16 protein-coding genes are annotated in these 16,831 nt (G+C 59.7%); 1 reads left to right on the forward strand and 15 read right to left on the reverse strand.

The genetic code is table 11. The annotated features are described in order from the left end of the window. Positions 1 to 9 precede the first annotated feature (9 nt). From ACLH0J_RS23860 to ACLH0J_RS23930, 15 genes are all read right to left on the reverse strand, one after another. Positions 10 to 684 (reverse strand): type III secretion effector protein, encoded by a 675-nt coding sequence (locus ACLH0J_RS23860; RefSeq protein WP_411389316.1) that lies wholly within the window; start codon positions 682 to 684, stop codon positions 10 to 12. Between the two features lie 421 nt (positions 685 to 1,105). Continuing rightward, on the reverse strand, positions 1,106 to 1,330 hold the full coding sequence (locus tag ACLH0J_RS23865; RefSeq protein WP_411389317.1) for a type III secretion effector protein: 225 nt from the start codon (positions 1,328 to 1,330) through the stop codon (positions 1,106 to 1,108). A 198-nt stretch (positions 1,331 to 1,528) separates the two neighbouring features. Then, positions 1,529 to 2,515, reverse strand: coding sequence for an EF-hand domain-containing protein (locus ACLH0J_RS23870; RefSeq protein ID WP_411389318.1), 987 nt, complete (start codon positions 2,513 to 2,515; stop codon positions 1,529 to 1,531). Between the two features lie 199 nt (positions 2,516 to 2,714). After that, the gene (locus ACLH0J_RS23875) at positions 2,715 to 5,120 is read right to left on the reverse strand and encodes a TonB-dependent siderophore receptor (protein ID WP_411389319.1); all 2,406 of its coding nucleotides are present in this window, start codon (positions 5,118 to 5,120) and stop codon (positions 2,715 to 2,717) included. 97 nt (positions 5,121 to 5,217) lie between these two features. Continuing rightward, positions 5,218 to 6,171: a FecR family protein gene (locus tag ACLH0J_RS23880; RefSeq protein WP_411389320.1), complete on the reverse strand. Its 954-nt coding sequence runs from the start codon at positions 6,169 to 6,171 to the stop codon at positions 5,218 to 5,220. 29 nt (positions 6,172 to 6,200) lie between these two features. Further along, complete coding sequence (locus tag ACLH0J_RS23885; protein WP_411389321.1) at positions 6,201 to 6,689, reverse strand: sigma-70 family RNA polymerase sigma factor; 489 nt, start codon at positions 6,687 to 6,689, stop codon at positions 6,201 to 6,203. An 88-nt stretch (positions 6,690 to 6,777) separates the two neighbouring features. After that, the gene (locus tag ACLH0J_RS23890) at positions 6,778 to 7,428 is read right to left on the reverse strand and encodes a CGNR zinc finger domain-containing protein (RefSeq protein WP_411389322.1); all 651 of its coding nucleotides are present in this window, start codon (positions 7,426 to 7,428) and stop codon (positions 6,778 to 6,780) included. 96 nt (positions 7,429 to 7,524) lie between these two features. Further along, positions 7,525 to 8,139, reverse strand: coding sequence for an adenylyl-sulfate kinase (gene cysC, locus ACLH0J_RS23895; protein ID WP_411389323.1), 615 nt, complete (start codon positions 8,137 to 8,139; stop codon positions 7,525 to 7,527). Further along, a complete protein-coding gene (locus tag ACLH0J_RS23900) occupies positions 8,136 to 9,359 on the reverse strand; it encodes an MFS transporter (protein ID WP_411389324.1) in 1,224 nt (407 codons plus the stop codon). The genes cysC and ACLH0J_RS23900 overlap by 4 nt, the downstream gene beginning before the upstream one ends. Positions 9,360 to 9,369: 10 nt before the next feature. Continuing rightward, on the reverse strand, positions 9,370 to 10,140 hold the full coding sequence (locus tag ACLH0J_RS23905; protein ID WP_411389325.1) for a class I SAM-dependent methyltransferase: 771 nt from the start codon (positions 10,138 to 10,140) through the stop codon (positions 9,370 to 9,372). A 7-nt stretch (positions 10,141 to 10,147) separates the two neighbouring features. Beyond that, positions 10,148 to 11,284 (reverse strand): hypothetical protein, encoded by a 1,137-nt coding sequence (locus ACLH0J_RS23910; protein WP_411389326.1) that lies wholly within the window; start codon positions 11,282 to 11,284, stop codon positions 10,148 to 10,150. Further along, positions 11,281 to 12,006 (reverse strand): SDR family NAD(P)-dependent oxidoreductase, encoded by a 726-nt coding sequence (locus ACLH0J_RS23915; protein WP_411389327.1) that lies wholly within the window; start codon positions 12,004 to 12,006, stop codon positions 11,281 to 11,283. The genes ACLH0J_RS23910 and ACLH0J_RS23915 overlap by 4 nt, the downstream gene beginning before the upstream one ends. A 10-nt stretch (positions 12,007 to 12,016) precedes the next feature. Further along, the gene (locus tag ACLH0J_RS23920; protein WP_411389328.1) at positions 12,017 to 12,745 is read right to left on the reverse strand and encodes a sulfotransferase family protein; all 729 of its coding nucleotides are present in this window, start codon (positions 12,743 to 12,745) and stop codon (positions 12,017 to 12,019) included. Next, positions 12,742 to 13,965, reverse strand: coding sequence for a transaldolase family protein (locus tag ACLH0J_RS23925; protein ID WP_411389329.1), 1,224 nt, complete (start codon positions 13,963 to 13,965; stop codon positions 12,742 to 12,744). Before ACLH0J_RS23925 ends, ACLH0J_RS23920 begins: the two co-directional genes overlap by 4 nt. A gap of 21 nt (positions 13,966 to 13,986) precedes the next feature. Further along, on the reverse strand, positions 13,987 to 14,697 hold the full coding sequence (locus ACLH0J_RS23930; protein WP_411389330.1) for an HAD family hydrolase: 711 nt from the start codon (positions 14,695 to 14,697) through the stop codon (positions 13,987 to 13,989). A gap of 305 nt (positions 14,698 to 15,002) precedes the next feature. On the opposite strand from ACLH0J_RS23930, the gene ACLH0J_RS23935 reads away from it, so the two are divergent. Further along, positions 15,003 to 16,829, forward strand: coding sequence for a glycoside hydrolase family 15 protein (locus ACLH0J_RS23935; protein WP_411389331.1), 1,827 nt, complete (start codon positions 15,003 to 15,005; stop codon positions 16,827 to 16,829). The last annotated feature ends 2 nt before the right edge of the window (positions 16,830 to 16,831 follow it).

The following is a 16,831-nucleotide window of genomic DNA, read 5'->3' on the forward strand; positions in this document are numbered from 1 at the left end:
GCAAGGCGTTCAGCGCGCCTTGCGTGCCTCGTCCTGTTCCAGCCAGCGGTCGAGGCTTTTGTTGCTGAGCCAGCCTTGCTTGTGGGGTGGACCGAACAGTCGCGTGCCGTTCGCGCGCTCCAATGACGGCAGCAACCCCGGGCGTTCCAGGATGTTCTTCGCCGTATAGACACACAGTTCACTGTATTTGGGCCGGGGCATGCCGGTCGCGGGATCAAGTACGGGGGCGCCCTGGCGATCGACGTCGTACGGGTCCTGCATGACGCTCTTGAGCTTGGCGATCTCCAGATATTGGTGCTGCTCGAAGAGAAACGTCCGATCCTGGGCCTTGTCCCGCAAGTGCTCGAACTGACCTTGCAGCGCCTGAACCACCTGGGCGTTGCCCTGGGCATGGAACGGGTCCTGGCTGAACACGCTCGGCGAGCTGTTGCCCGGCAATGCCGAGGCCGCCGCGTTGAGGCTGTCGCGGGTGATATCGCCATCGCGGCTCAGGATCGCGTCACTCAAGCGCGGGCGCTTGAGCATTTCCCTGACCACCAGGATCGCGCGGTCCAACTCCTCGCTTTGCCCCATGGGCTCTGCGGCCACCCGTTGCAATGACGACCAGGTCAGGCGTCCTTCGTGCAGGAAGGGGTGCAGCAGGCCGAAGGACTTCTCCAGGGCCGTCGCCAGGTGGCTGTCCATCGACGTTGCACCGGGCACGGAAGGGTTCGTGCGCGCGACGTTTGGGTTCTGCAACGTCCGGTGATGCAGCACGGATAATGTTCCGCGCAACAGCAAGGGCCGGCGGGGTGAATCGTCCGGGGGACCCGTGCGCTGCTCATCCCGTAGGTCAGGATGGGCCGCCGGGGATGGCGCCGTTGATCGTTCGGGCGGTCCGTCCAGGACCTGGGGCCGACGGTGAGGTAGTAGACCCTCGATTGTCATGGTTTTTCTCCAAGGCTTTTCAGGTACAAGCCCAGCGAGTCATCGCCGGCACGATGGCCGAACTCATTGAATCGACTTCACTCGGGCAAGCACCCCTATGTGGTTGGATAAAACCGCCAGTTCCGGGTGATCGACGAATACCCATGACAGCATGTAAAAACACCACCACCCACCAGGGTCAACCCCACCCTTTGCGATGCCACCAGGCCATCAGGCTGTCGAGCAGCCCGTTATGTTTCAGCGAATTGCCGCCGTCACCCGGGGCATGCCCGTCGGCGAGCATGCCCCGCGAAAAATCATCCGCGACCGGTGCCTGGAATTGACGCTGATCAGCGAAGGCCTTCATTCGACGAGCTTCGGCCTGGTGCACATCCGACGGGACCAGAGGGGCCTGCAACGCCATGCCGCTCCCGGCTGGCGAGTCGCCCTCATGTACCTTGCGAAAGGCACCGTGACAGGCAGAGTGAGGGGATTGGAAAGAGGTTGAAGTCATTGATAAGCCCTGACTCGGAGTCTGAAAAACGAGCGGTTTGATCAAAGCCGGCGAGGTCGACCTGCGTGACCCGGACGCCGCGAGCCAATCTCGGCGTCCGGGCGGCAGTCAGCGGGAAAGCCAGTACAGCGTATCCCGGCCGATACGGCCGTCGTTGTTTTGGTCCATGCGTTTCAACGCATCACTGCGCTTGAGGACTTCCTGGGCCAACTGGATCAGGTGATCCTTGGGAGAATCACCGGTCAGGGGTTGGCGGGCCAACTTTTTCAGGTCGCTGATGTTCAGCTCTCGCTTCCAGGGCGCGCCCTTCAAGTCATTGAAGTGCTCGTACATCTCCGCGGCCAACTCCTTGTCCGTCTTGTATTTGAAGTAGTTTTCTCCGCTGATGACCAGGTTCACGTTTTGCCGGTCGATCAGGCCGTCCAGTGCGCCGGTGGTGCTGTGCCGATCCAGGGCATTCAGGAGATCAGGACGCCGTAGCAGTTCGTTGGCCAAGCGGATGTTTTCATTCATGGCCGGGTTCCAGGACCAGCTTTTTCCTGCCATGGCATGGATGCTGTCGATGGTCACAGCCCCCGGGTTTCGGGGATCGATGAAGGCGTTGAAATTGTCACGCAACTGCTTGGCCAAATCTTCGTTGTTTTTCAGAGAATACTGCGGATCAGGCCGGCCTGGCGGGCTCGGATACGGTCTGCCAATGGTCGGAAAAGGCCGTGGCGGTGGGTTGCTTACGCCGGGCATCGGCCTTGGCGGTGGGTTGCTGCAGCCTGGACGCAGGCTTGGCCGGTGCCCGCCAAAACAGTGGCCCAGCCACTGTTTGAATTGATCCAGGAAGGCCGGCATCGCAGGCGTGCCGTAGTGATGACCAGAGTGATTGGCGTGACGCTGATGGGCCGGTGCCGGTTGATGATTGCCGAATACCGGCCCACGGTGGTTATCCCGCGCCTGGAAATTCACATGGGTCGCGTTGTGCCCCTTGAACGAAGGTGCGGCAGGCGCCGGCCCCTTGGCTTTGGCTTCAGGCCCGGTGCTGGCCCGCGACAGATTGGGATTCGATGAGGTATTTACAGGTGTATCGAGCGTCGATACCGACATAAGTTTCTCCATTACAGTAGACGCGATGTTCAGCGTGTCGCTCCAACGTAGCGTCGAAGCCCAGCCGCTATCCCCTGTGTGGCGTATTTGTCGGAAGCGGTTCCTGATCCTTCAGCAATCCACGCTACTAAGGTGTAGGAAACAGGCAAAAAAAATCGCAGCCCTGGTAAAGCTGCGATTTTTTCCGAGCGTGTGGGGCTTAAAACCCGACGCTGGCCTGCACGAAGAACGTACGCGGCTCGCCCAGGTACAACCCGGCATTGTTATCGCTGGAGCGGGTGTAGTGCTGCTGGTCGAAGACGTTTTTAACGCCCACCCCCAGCTTCAGGTTCGACAACTGTTCGCCGAAGTCATAGCCGCTGCGCACGTTGACCGAGACATACCCGGGGATATCGCCGAACTGACCGTCCGCCGTGCCTTGGGTGACATAGGTGCTGGTGGTGCCCGGTGCGCGCTGGCCGGACTGGGCGTACACATCCAGGTTGTGGGTCCAGTGGTTGATGGCGTAACGCAGGCCCAGGGTCGCCACTTCACGGGAGTACAGCGGCAGGTCGCGGCCCTTGAAGGGGACGTCACCCTCGGAGGTGGCCTTGGTGTAGGTGAAACCGGCATTGGCGGTCAGGCCATCAAGGCGTGGGTCCAGGTTCGACAGGTCGTAGTGTGCCGAGGCTTCAATACCGGTGTGCCGAGTGGCGCCGAGGTTGGTCCAGCCCACATCGTTACTGACGTATTGCAGTTCATCGGAGAAGTCGATGTAGAAGAACGTTAGCTCGCCACCCCACACGCGGTCGTTGTAGCGGGTACCGATCTCGTAGGTCTTGGCCTTTTCCGGGTTCAGGCCGTTGGCAGTCTGGTCGCCATTGCCGCCCTGGCCCAGTTGGAAATACTGCAGGCTGCCGAACGAGGTCTCGTAGTTGGCGAACAGTTTCCAGGCGTCGGACACGTGGTACATCACGCTCAGGGCCGGCAGCGGTTCGTTGTTGTGGATCTCGCGGCGTTTTTCCTGGGTAAGGGTGCCGTTCAACGCAATCACCGGACGGTCGTGCCATTCGGTGCGGATATCTTCAAAACGGATGCCCGGGGTAACGGTCCACTTACCGATATCGATTTTGTTGTCGATATAGAAGGCATTGGCTTCAGTGCCACCGGTACGATCCTGATAGACATGGCCGTCACTCTGGCCAACCGGTGTCGGTACGTTATTGACCAGGCTCAGGCTGGTGGCTTGCTCATGCATGCCTTCCTTGAGGTAGCGATAACCGACGCTGACCTCCTGGGTGCTGGGGCCCACGTCGAACACATGGGAGACCCGTGGCTCGATGCCGAAGGTGTAGTAGGTGCGCGGATAGGAGCCGAGGGTCTTCAGGTCGCGGTTGGCGATGTTGCTGCCGCGGAAACTGTCGGAATAGTAGGTCAGCACTTCGGCCTGGGTCCGCTCATCAATCTGGCGGATGTACTTGAAGGACACGTCCTTGCGGCGGCCACTGAAGTTGTCCCAATCGCGCACCGACTGGTATGGGTTGGCGTCGAACTGCTTCTGGGTCAGGCCGCCGGGCATGTCGGCGCTGGCATCGTAGTAGTGGATGTTCAACGAGAAGTCGTCCTCGTCGGTCGGCGCCCAGTGGGTCTTGAAGATCACATCGTCTATATCGTTGGAATTGTTGCTGCTGCGATAGCCATTGCCATTGACCCCGGAGTACAGCAAAGCGGCGCCGATGCCGTTGTCGGCGGTGCCGCCGATAAAGGCAGTGTCGATGTGCTTCCAGCCGCCATGGGCAGAGGTTTGCAGGGTGCTGCCGACTTCGCCGGAGAACGTCTCGGGGATTGCACGGGTCACGAAGTTGATTACGCCACCAACGTTCTGCGGCCCATAACGCACGGAACCGGCGCCGCGCACCACGTCGATGCTGTCCAGGTTGCCCGCGGAAATCGGCGCCATCGACAATTGTGGCTGGCCATACGGCGCGAATGCCGCCGGCACGCCGTCGATCAGCACGGTGGAACGTGGCGACAGGCGCGACGTCAGGCCACGCACGCCGACATTAAGGGAAATATCGCTGCCGCCGGTGCCGTTGGCTTCCTGCACCTGCACGCCGGGCACGCGGCGCAGCACGTCCCCCACATTCATCGCGCCCTGCTCCACCATGGCTTCGCGCCGAATCACCGTACGCGCGCCCGGGTGGTTCTGTACCACTTCGGCGTTGGCCTCGCCGAGCCAGTCACCCACCACCTTGATATGGGTGGCGTCCAGTTCCAGCGGCGAGCCGACCTCTGCGCTGCCGTTGTTCAGCGGGCGCAGCGTCACGGAACCGGCATCGAGCTGGTAGTCCAGGCCGCTGCCCTGTAGCAGTTGATGCAGGGCCTGCTCGGGGGAAAGGTTGCCGTCTACCGCCGGTGCCAGCTTGCCCGCGACCATATCGGAGTTGAAGAACACTTGCAGGGACGTCTGCTGGCCCAGTTGGCTCAACGCTGCGCCCAAAGGCTGGGCCTGGATATGAATGCCCTCGGCAGCGTCAGCCAAAGGCAGCGCGGCACTGACGGCGAGCGCCAGGGCCAGCGGCACCCAGCGAGAATTTTTTTTGTTGTTCACGGCGAGTTTTTTCACGTCGAACCTAGTCCTGTCATCGCAAGAGTACGCGGCTGTTAATGCAAACCAGTTGCAGTTGCAGAAGAAGACGAAGAACGCGAAAAAAACCTGAATGTCAGCGCGAAATAATTTCCTGGCTGCCGTCCGGCAAGGTGCGTACGGCGACCGGCAGGATGTGTGGCAGGGCCTTGAGCAAGGCCTCGGTGTCGTTGGATTTGAACACACTGGTCAAGCGCAGATTGCTCACGGCCGCCGCGCTGACCCGCAACGGTTGCTCGCGATAGCGTGAGACTTCCCGCGCTACTTCACCCAGGGTGGCGTTGTTGAACACCAGCTTGCCGGTGCGCCAGGCGGTCAGTTCTTCGGGCTTGACCGCATAGGCGGCCACCACGTGGCCCTGTGTATCAATGTGTGTGCCCAGGCCCGCGGTGAGCGTCACGCTCTTGTCCGGCAAGCGCCCTTGCACCTTGACCGTTCCAGCCTCGACCACCACAAGGGTCTGGTCGTCATCGCGGCGCACGTCAAAACGTGTACCGGTCACCGTCACCTGCCCTGCCCCGGCGGCGACCACAAAGGGCCGGCGGGTGTCATGCTCGACGCTGAACATCGCCTCGCCCTGCTTGAGCTCGACAGCGCGCCGGCCGTTTTCATAATGCACCGCGACGACGCTGCGGCTGTTGAGGTCCATCACCGAACCATCGGGCAACGCGACCTGGCGATGTTCCCCCAGGCGGGTGCTGAACTCGGCGTTGTAGGGCTTGGGATGATCCAGCCCGCTGAAGAGGCCCAACCCCAGGGCAACCGCAACCACACTGGCCGCCACCGCGTAACGCAACACCCCACGCCGCCCGGGCTGCTCGGCGGGCGCCTCACACAATGCCTGCAGCCGGGCCTTGGGCAGCCATTCCGTGGCGCTCCACAGGCCTTGCAGCACGTCGAACTCGTATTGGTGCTCGGGACGTTCAGTACGCCATGCGTCGAAACGCTGACGCTCTTCATGGCTCACGTCAGCCGCTTGCAGGCGTACAAACCATTGCGCGGCTTCGTCGCGAATACGGCTATCCATCATGGAAGGTCCTGTTTCAAAGCGGGCATGGGTCATGGCGCCATTGCGTCCAGGCGGTCACGCAGATGCCGCAGGGTGCGGATCATATACTTTTCCACCATGTTTTTAGACAAGCCCAGGCGCTCGGCGATTTCCTGCTGGGTCAGGCCCTCGATTTTCTGCCAGATGAAAATCCTGCGGCAGTTGAGCGGCAACTCGGCCAAGGCCCGTTCGATGGAATCCGCCAACTGGACCGCGTGCATGAAATGCTCCGGGTCGCCGCTGTGGGGCGAACGCTGATCGAAAGCTTGCAACGCGAGGGCTTCGCGCCGGTAGGCGTCCACCGCAATATTGCGCGCGGTCTGATGCAGATAGGCGCGCGGTTGCGAGACAGCGTCGGCTTTGGACTCAAGCACCCGCACAAAGGTGTCATGGGCCAGGTCTTCGGCCTGCTGACGGTTTCTCAGGCGGCGCGTCCAGGTCCCGATCAACTCTTCGTAGTGCTGGAAAAAGCCTGTTCTGCGGGGCGGCTGAGGGGACATCGCGGGTGCACTGCGCAGACGGGGGGCGTGAATAGTAATGCTTCCTATTAAGCAGAGCAATTGCTACCCGTCGCGCCTGGCCCATGGTTCAAACCCGAGGCTGGCCGGCCACCTGCTTGAGACGACTGAGCTTCTCGCGGCTGCCGCACACGCTCATCTGGCACCATTTGCGCAGTTTGTTCTTGGAGATATCCAGAAACACCCAATCGCAATCGGTGGAACTGCAGCATCGCAAGCCCGAAAGGGCATCGGATACCAACAATTGCGTGGCCTCGATGGCCAGACGCCCCATCAACATGGCGGTCAGTTCCTGCGCACTGGTGCAGGGTTTCCACGCCCAGGTCGGCTTGCCGTCAATCGAACGCAACACCCGCCAGGTAACGCCCTGCTGGAACCTGTGGTTGATCTGCTGCAATGCCTCATCCGGCGCAGCCTGGTGCAATGACAGCGGGTAAAACACCGCGTACAGGCACTCCCTGAACGCAAGAATGGCGTCCAGGTCGGGTCGATAGGAAATAGGCGACTCAAACACCATGGGCTTGTAGGCATCGAACTCTTGGGCCGAGATCAGCGAGGCATGTAACGCCCATTCAAAGAAGAACTGAAAACTGGTGAGCCGTTCTTCTACCGCCTTGAGTGCGGTACCGGGGCGCCGGCCATTGGTGGTATTGATAAAGTCCAATACTGGGGCCCCGCCAATCAGCCGGATCGATTTTGCAGTACCCGTAAAGTGCGTCATGCCTGCTCCTCAGAGAACTCGGTAATGCGACGATGGCGCAGATTACCGCGTTTTCTGAAGGTGCAAACAGGCTCATCCCGGTGCAAAGACCAACGGCTAAGTGTGATCGTCGTGGCGGGTCACCCAATCCAGGATAGCGTCCACGGACTGTTCGACTGTCAACGCCTGAGTATTGACATGCACTTCCGGAAAAACCGGCACGTCATAATTCGAGTCAATCCCGGTGAAGTGCGGGATAAGCCCGGCGCGGGCTTTTTTATACAAGCCTTTGGGATCGCGTTGTTCGGCGGTTTCCAACGGGGCATCCACATGCACTTCGACAAAATACTCGTTGCCGATAATGGAACGCGCACAGTGCCGGCTGGCCGACGAAGGCGAGATCAGCGCCACGATCACAATCAACCCCGCCTCCACCATCAGGCGCGCCACTTCCGCAACCCGCCGGATATTCTCATCGCGGTCGCTGTCGGTAAAACCCAGGTCCCGACACAGCCCGCCACGCACCGAGTCGCCGTCAATGATGCTGGTAAACCGTCCCTGTGCCTGCAGAGCTCTGTCCAGCGCATCGGCGATGGTCGACTTGCCGGCAGCGGAAATGCCCGTCAACCAGATGACCAGGGGCGTTTGCTGCAGGCGCGCGTGACCGCCGCGTAAATGGCTGAACGCAAACGCATGCAGAGGCTGTTCTGGACGGTCTGGAAAATAACTCATGGTCGCTGACCCTCCGTGACCGCCGGTTTACCCAACATGAGCACCATCACGCATTGCGCGAACAGCAACAGCGCGACCACCCAATAAACCGTCGAGAACGACCCGGTCAGGTCCTTGGAAAAGCCGCCCAGGAAGTTGCCGCACACCCCACCCAGGCCGATCAATACATTGGCGATACCAAATGCCTGGGTCAGTCGGCTGACCGGCACGATTTGCCCGATGTAACTGGGGACGAGGCCAAAGATGGGGTAAAACGCCAACGCAAACAAAAACGCCGCCAGGTAGAACAGCGGCACGCTGTTGAAACTGAACACCAACCCGGCGGCCAGCCCGGCACTGAGAAAGCACATCGCCAGCGACGCCCTGACCCCGATCTTGTCGGCGATCCACCCCACCAGGAAGCCCGAGGCCATGCCCACGGCGCCGATCGTGGTCCAGATAAACCCGGTGTCCTGCACCGACACCCCCAACTCATCCCGAAGGAAGGGCGCGAGGTAAGTCTGGAACGGCAGCAACGCCATCCCGTTCAGAAAGGCGATCGCCCAGGTCAGGTACAGCGCACGGCTGCGCCACGGGACGTGGCTGTCGAATGACGTCGAACGTTCGCCGGCAAAACCGGTGTCCCGGCCCGCGTCCAGGTTGCGCAACAAAAACCAGGCCGCCACACACAACACCACGGATATCAGACCGGCAGAAAGCCAGATCGAGCGCCAGCCGCCGTGCAAGGTGAGAAACGAGACCAGCAGGCCGTTGATAAACACGCCATAGCTGGTGCCGCTGGAAATCAGGCCCATGACCCGCGAACGATTGCCGGGGCTGAAGCCTTTGGTGACGATCTCCGCCAATGGGATATACACCGACGCAGAACACCCGCCGAGCAAAATCAGGAGCGCCCCGGACAACCAGATGCTGTCACTGATGCTCAACCCCAACAGCGCCAGGGACGTCATCACGGTGGACACCAGGCTGATTTTCCAGCCCTCGAAAAAGCGACTGATATAGCTGGTCACCGATGAAAACAACAGGAAGCCGATCTGCGCGCCGCCGGTGATCACACCCACCGTGGTGTAGCCAAAACCGATGTCGCGGCGCATGTCCACCACCAGGTTGGCGAACAGGTAAACGCCGAAGCCGTAGGTGCTGGCCACGAAGCCGGTCAACACCACCGCCAGGACCACACTGTCCAACGTGCGGGTATTGCTCTGTACGAGTGTGCTCATCGTCTGCTCCTCACACAGCGCGTGCGGTGTGGATGATGAAATCGCAATTCAGCCTGTCGTAGTCACACTGGAAATCACCATAGCTCTCATGCCGTGAAAACCCGGACGCGAGTATCTCTTCGGTCAATTCTCCAGGCAGTAGCGGGTACACCTTCAACCGGTATTGCTCCGCGTTATCAAAGGAGTAAATGAACTCGCACAGGTCTTCATCGACCTGCCCCAGACTGACGGAGGCGTTCGTCCCGCAATAGTAATAATTGCCGCTGGACTTGAATTTACCGGCGCGAATGGCAAAAAAATTACGTTGATCGACGATCAGCAACCCGCCCGGTTTGAGCAATGCCCTGAACTTGTCCAGCACCGTCAATCGCTCATGGGCTTCGAATACATGGCACAGCGAACTGCCCAGGCACACCACCGCGTCGAATGTTCCGAGCACGGTCGGATCGAGTTCCAGCCAATCCATATAGTGCGACTCGATCTCCAAGCCACGTTGCCGAAAGTTCGCCCGCGCCTTGGTCAGCATCGTGCTGCTGCCGTCCGAGGCGACAACATCGAACCCGGCCTCCTTGAACTGGACCGCATGGAAGCCACTGCCCGTCGACACATCGATGACCGATTGCACGCCATGGGCGCGCAACAGCTGTTCAAAAAAACCACCCTCCCCTTTCTTTCTTTTTTCCCAGTCGATCAACTCGTCCCAACGCTCGACAAAATCGGCCGAGTATTGCGCTGAATAACTGCAGACTTCGTTGTGCTTATGCGCCGACATCAGATTCATCACACACCTACCAGGCTGAATGTTTGAAGGTCCGGTACTTGCTCGCCAACTCATGGGCAAAGTCGGCGGATTGCTCGATGGCCATGGTTTTCTTCGAATACCCCAGCATCGCCTGCATGACGGCCATGCATTGCGGGTTGTAGGTGACCGATCCATCGCAATGGATTTCGTCGATGCCATCCTGGCTCTGGCAAATGCTGTTGATGCGCACCGCTTCGTCCTGCGGGCAATCGGTAGAAAACTGCACGTCGATCCGCCCCTCGCGCAGCGCTACCGGATACCCGCCCGGAAGCCCAAGGGGCCCCGGCGCATGCACCAGCACCGGCGTGGGAGAAAACAGCCCTTCAATGACGGTGACCGCCGAGCATGCCGTAAGAAACTGCCCGTCGATGCCACCCAGGCGCCGGAACTCGGATTTCACCGTGGCGAAAATCGCCTCGGCCGGCAGGCGAGGCACCACCGGCCGGTCCTTCACCTCATACAACAAGCGGTAGCTGGCCCGCGCTGGCAAACCGCCACGCGGAACGTAGTGGCTGAAAAAATGCTGGGCATACAGCCGCACCTGCACGTCGACGGGCGCGCACTCCAGCAGCCGGGCAATGGAACACCGCACGGCGGGAATCAGGTTGGCCACATTGCCCACACCGATGTCCGGCGCCAGGCCGATCCTGGACAGAATCGGGTTGACCGCATCGGGAAAGGCCGCATTCACGGTGATGGCCGCGATTTCCGAGGCTTTCACCGCTTGCATCAAGCTGTGCATCAGCGTCAGGTGCATGGGTAACCAGGGGCCGAACTGCGCCTGATCGAGCTGTTCGAACGACGGCTTGGGCAACTCGGTGATGACCCGCCATGACTGCAACGACGCGCAGTTGACCAGCATGTCCGGCGCCTCTTCACGGAGCACCCGCGTGACCTTGGCGATGTCCGTCAAATCAGCGATCACCGGCTTGATCGCGATGTATTGCCCCAGTTGCGCACATGACAGCGCCACCAGATTGCACAAGCGGATCGTCGCCTCTTCATCGCGGCCCAGCACGACAAATTCGAAGGTATTCTTCGGGCCGAGAATCTTCAGGATCTGCAGGCACAGGTTGCCGGCGCCCACCAATAGCAATTTATGCTTGCGCAGCGGCTCGCTCATCGTGGATAGGCTCCGTTGTCGACCGCAATGACCTTGCCGGTCATGTGGCGAAAGCTTTCGCCGATCAGCAGCACAATCACCTCGGCGACGCCACTGGGCAGGATGGGGTCTTTGAGAATTTCCTGGCGGGCGTACTCGGCACGCCGGTACTCGGGAATGGTGTCGTAGATAGCGGTTTCGTGGATCAGCGCCGGCGACACCGCGTTGACCCGTACAAACGGCGCGAAATTCCAGGCATTGGCTTTGGTCAGACCGATGACCGCCGCCTTGGTGGCGCCGTAGAGGGCATCACAACTGCCCACTTCACCTGCCACCGAAGCGATATTGACGATGCTGCGCGGGGCTTCGTGTTTCATTTCCCGCTCGGCGAAATCCTTGGACAGATAAACCAGGGCCTTGAGGTTCACATTGAGGATTTCGTCGATCTGCTCATCGGTATAGGCGTAGACACTTTTACCGTGATAAATACCGGCATTGTTGACCAGCCCATAAACCGTGGCGTGGCGTTCATACACCTGCGCAATAAAGCCTTTGATAACGGCATTATCCGAGAAGTCGGCAACGTGGGTCTCCAACACAGCCACGCCATAGCGCGCGTTCAGAGCGCGCAAGCCTTCAGCATCTTTGTCGGCGGCAATAACGAAGTAACCCGCTTGAATGGCCTTTTCCACTGTTGCCCGGCCAATTCCATTGGCCGCACCCGTAACGATCAACTTGTTCATCCAATAGTCCTTATTGACAGAATTGGTTCATGCGCGCGTAAAACGTTCGATGGTATTCGTACAAGTGCCGCAACTTTGGATCTTGCTCAAGGACATCCATATCGAAAGGCTGTGGGTCCGGCGAAACAATGCGCTCGCTGTTTTCGGCCGCCACATGCCAACTTCGCCAGGTTTTCCATTGTGGTGGGCACTCGCGCCTCCAACTCATGGCATGGGGCAGGAACTCAATCCCCAAGTAATCGCATAACTTGCCAATCACCCGCTCCGGCTCGCGGGCCAGATCATCCGCGTTAATCACATAGGGCACTTTCCCGGTGAGTTTGGTGACAACACAAAAGATCTCGTACAAGGCTTTATGGCCGATGGCTTGCAACGGCATGTCGGGATGTACCCGGTGATGGGAAATAATGCTGCTGGCCGGTTCGCGAATCAGAAAGATATTGTCCTGCTGCGCCAGAAACTCCAGATCGCCTTTCAAGTCATCCAGGCAGTGGTAACACATGTCTTTATGAAACACATGGGTGCGTTCCTTGGCCGTGAGCAAGTGCTGTTTTATGCCCTGGTAAGTGGTCGGCAAACTGTAATCCCATTCATCCGAAGGAATGGCCGACTCTGCGGAAAACGCCATATGCGCAAAGGGTTCGTGAAAAACCTCAAAATCCCCCCGCTCGATAAACACCCGCTCCAATACCGTGGAGCGCGAACGTGGGTGCGCCCATAACCCGACCATCTTGTTCATGCGACCACCCCGAACTCAGTCGCCAGCAACGCGTTGAGCGCGCGCCTGAAGGGTTTCGCCACCGGGCAGAGGCGCACGCAATAGTCGGCCAGGCGTCGGTGAGCACTATTGGCTTCCTGGCAGGCGTTGAGAAAGGCCTCATGGTTGCCGAAGTCATACGGCTCGATGCTGTCGATAAAGTAGGCTTCGCAGAAGTACGGGATGCGGATCAGTTTGGCGAAGGTCAAGGGCGGCGGCTGTTGCAGTTCTGTCGCCGGCGCGACCGGTTTGCCGTGGCTTTCACGCTCGATCAGAAACTCCACCACATCCGGCGTCAACGTGTAGCAGGTCGCGTTCAGACCCGTCTTTTCCAGGTGCCAGCAATGCTTGTTGCCGCGCTCATCGACGTCGACTTTGATGCTGGAGAGCAGGGTTCTGACCGGCACGTTCGAGGCGCCGACCAGTGCCTGTATCTGCTCGTAAATCAGCAGTTCGGCCCAACGCCGTTCTTCGGGGCTCAGCGTCAGATTGCGCTCCGTCGCCTGCAAGGCCAATTCGGGCTGGCAGGAGAACCGGCCGATCATGAAAGTGATCACGTATTGGCAGCGCCGGGTATCGATACCGTTGCTGCGCGCGCTGGCCATGCCCCGCTCTATGGCCTGGATACCGGCCTGGAATTGCGAGACGTTGAAGCAGAACGTGATATTGACCGAAGCGCCCTGGGCCACCAGGTGTTCGACGGTGGCCAGGCCTTCCAGGCTTCCCGGCACCTTGACCATCACGTTCGGGGCCAGTTGATGCAACTCCAGCCCCCTGGCGCTCATGCGTTCGGTGCACCGCACGTCCACCGGGTCAACCTGGGCGCACATCCACCCTTCGGCCTGGGCCGATCGAACCCAGCGCGACTGCAGCGCCGATGCGCCCTCGATAATCACTTCGTTGTAGAGCTTTTTGTGCAACTCCCCGGGAGACAGGCTCGCCGGGTTGAAGCGCGAGGACCAATACTCGCGCTTTTCGAGGATCGCCGCCGTCACCAGCCGGGGGTTGGTGGTCACGCTGCTGAAGCCGTGGGGTTGAGCGAAATCGTCCGGCATCAACTGTTCTATATGGGCCGCCGCCGCCGGGTACTTATCGAGCAAGTGTTGTTTATAAGGTGCGTACACGACCGGCGATGAGTCCCACCATACTTCGGAACTTTGATCATTACGCTTAAGCCGTTCCAGGTAACCTAATGTGCTCACAACGGTCCCTCCTGAATAAGTTCATTGATCAATAGCGGCTAACAATTCGCGCATATCGGAAAAAGGAATGGCCCCGGCTTCGAGCAACATCACATGTCGAGCGGGCGGACCGAAGCCCATCACTTTAATATTGGCGGCCACCGCCGCATGGATACCGGCGACACTGTCTTCAATTACCAGCGCCTCACCAACATCAACGTTGTATGTTTCACAGGCGGTTAAAAAAATATGCGGATCGGGCTTCCACTTGCCCAGTTCGTAACAACTGAATATGTGCCCTTCGAAATAAGCGTATAACCCCGTAAGGCGCAGACAATGCTCTATTTTTTCACGCGGCGCACTGGACGCCACGCAATAGGGAACCTCCAGGTTCTGCAAGACGTCGACAATGCCATCGGTAGCTTGCAAGTTGAGCGTTAATGCTTCTAACGCATGTTGTCGAAAACGCCGCTCGAACTGATCATCCAGACGAATATTCAATAACTGTTCAGCGTCGCGCAAACAGTCGGCGATCTTGCGCCCACGAAAGTGCTCGATAAACTGCGCCCGGTCCAGGGTCGCACTGCCGTGCACGTGGGTATTAAGCATGGAAATCAACACAGACAAGGTGATCTCTTCACTTTGGACCAGTACGCCGTCGCAATCGAAGATCACCAACTTGGGCACGCCAATAATACCGGCGGCTGTTTTCCCCTGTTCTGGTAGTTCCCCTACACCTGCCGATAGACACATAGGCATTTCTCATAGGTAACCCCGCGATGACTTCCGAACTACCAGCGGAGCGGGTTGAGGTGTGCCTATAAGACACGGGGCTAAAAATCCTGTCAAACGCTTTTGAACGGTTTTTTAGTATCTTATAGTTATATTCATGTTGTTTTTTATTCAACTTTTGCCAATAGCCGGTGACGCGCTTTCGACACGGATGAACTTCCGTTGCGCACCATCAGTCATCTGACTGCGCTCACGAATTCAAGGCTGGGTGGACAGCATCCTGTTCGCCGATGGCGGCATGAGCCTTTATCTGGAGTTTCGTGACAATGGTTGATTTGAAGAACGAGCCACAAAGCGCCATTGATGCACACGGCATCATCGGCGATATGCGCAGTGCCGCATTGGTCAACGACAAAGGCAGTATCGACTTCTTCTGCTGGCCGGAATTCGACAGTCCGTCGATCTTCTGCGCGCTGCTGGATACCCCCGATGCCGGGACTTTCCAACTTACCCCGGACCTGCCCAACGCCCGCCGCGAACAGATCTACCTGCCCGACACCAACGTGCTGCAAACCCGCTGGCTCAGCGATGACGCCGTGGTGGAAATCACCGACCTGCTGAGCGTCAGCGACGAAGTCGACGACCTGCCCCTGCTGATTCGCCGGGTGCGCGTGGTCAGCGGCCAGGCCCGGATTCATCTGCGCTGCGCCGTGCGCCATGACTATGCACGCGCCCCCACCCGTGCAGCCATCGACCAAGGCACGGTGTGCTTCAGTGCCACGGACCAACCGGGTTTACGCCTGTCCAGCAGCCACCCGCTGACGCTCGAAGACAATGCCGCCGTGGCCAGCTTTACCCTGAACCAGGGAGAAGGCGCCGAGTTCGTGCTCGGCGGCCAGGACGATGAGCGTGTGGACAGCGGCTGTACCGACCTGGCGCTGGCCCACACCTTGACGTTCTGGCGCGGATGGATCGCGCAGTCCAACTACCGCGGGCGCTGGCGCGAAATGGTCAACCGTTCGGCCCTGGCCCTCAAGCTGCTGACCTCGCGTAAACACGGCGCGATCATTGCCGCCGCCACCTTCGGCCTACCGGAAACCCCAGGCGGCGAACGCAATTGGGATTACCGCTACACCTGGGTCCGCGACGCCTCGTTCACCGTCTACGCGTTCATGCGCCTGGGGTTCGTCGACGAAGCCAATGCCTATATGCGTTGGCTCAGGGGGCGGGTCAGCGACGGCTGCGGCCAGTCGACCAAGATCAACATCCTGTATGGCGTCGACGGTCGCCAGGAACTGCCCGAAACCCACCTGGAGCACCTCCGCGGCCACGGCGGCGCCACGCCGGTGCGCATCGGCAACGGGGCAGTCGAGCAGATCCAGCTGGATATCTATGGCGAGTTGATGGACGCGGTGTATCTGGTCAACAAGTATGGCGAGGCCATCTCCCACGAGGGCTGGAAACATACGGTGGAAGTCGCCGACCAGGTCTGCGAAATCTGGAACCGCAAAGACGTCGGCATCTGGGAAATGCGCGGCGAGCAGCACCACTTCCTGCATTCGCGGCTGATGTGCTGGGTGGCGCTGGACCGCGCTATCCGTCTGGCGTCCAAACGCTCACTGCCGGCGCCGTTCGCACGCTGGGACCAGACCCGCCAAGCGATCTACGCCGACATCTGGAGTCATTTCTGGAATGAGGAACGCGGGCATTTCGTGCAGCACATCGGTAGCACGGCGCTGGACGGCTCGATGCTGTTGATGCCGCTGGTGCGGTTTGTCGCAGCGACCGATCCGCGCTGGCTCTCGACCCTGGAAGCCATCCAGAACAGCCTGGTGCGCGACGGCATGGTCTACCGCTACCGCAACGACGACAACCCGATCGACGGCCTGCAAGGCACCGAAGGCGCGTTCACCGCCTGCTCGTTCTGGTACGTCGAATGCCTGGCCCGCGCCGGGCAAGTGGAGAAGGCGCACCTGGAATTCGAGCAACTGCTGCGCTACGCCAACCCGCTGGGACTGTACGCCGAAGAATTCGACAACCAGGCCCGCCACCTGGGCAACACGCCCCAGGCCTTGAGTCATCTGGCATTGATCAGCGCGGCGTGCTTTCTGGACCGCAAGCTCAGTGGGGAAAAGACCACCTGGCAGCCCTGAGG

This window comes from Pseudomonas sp. MPB23, from assembly GCF_046605395.1.
GTDB lineage: Bacteria > Pseudomonadota > Gammaproteobacteria > Pseudomonadales > Pseudomonadaceae > Aquipseudomonas.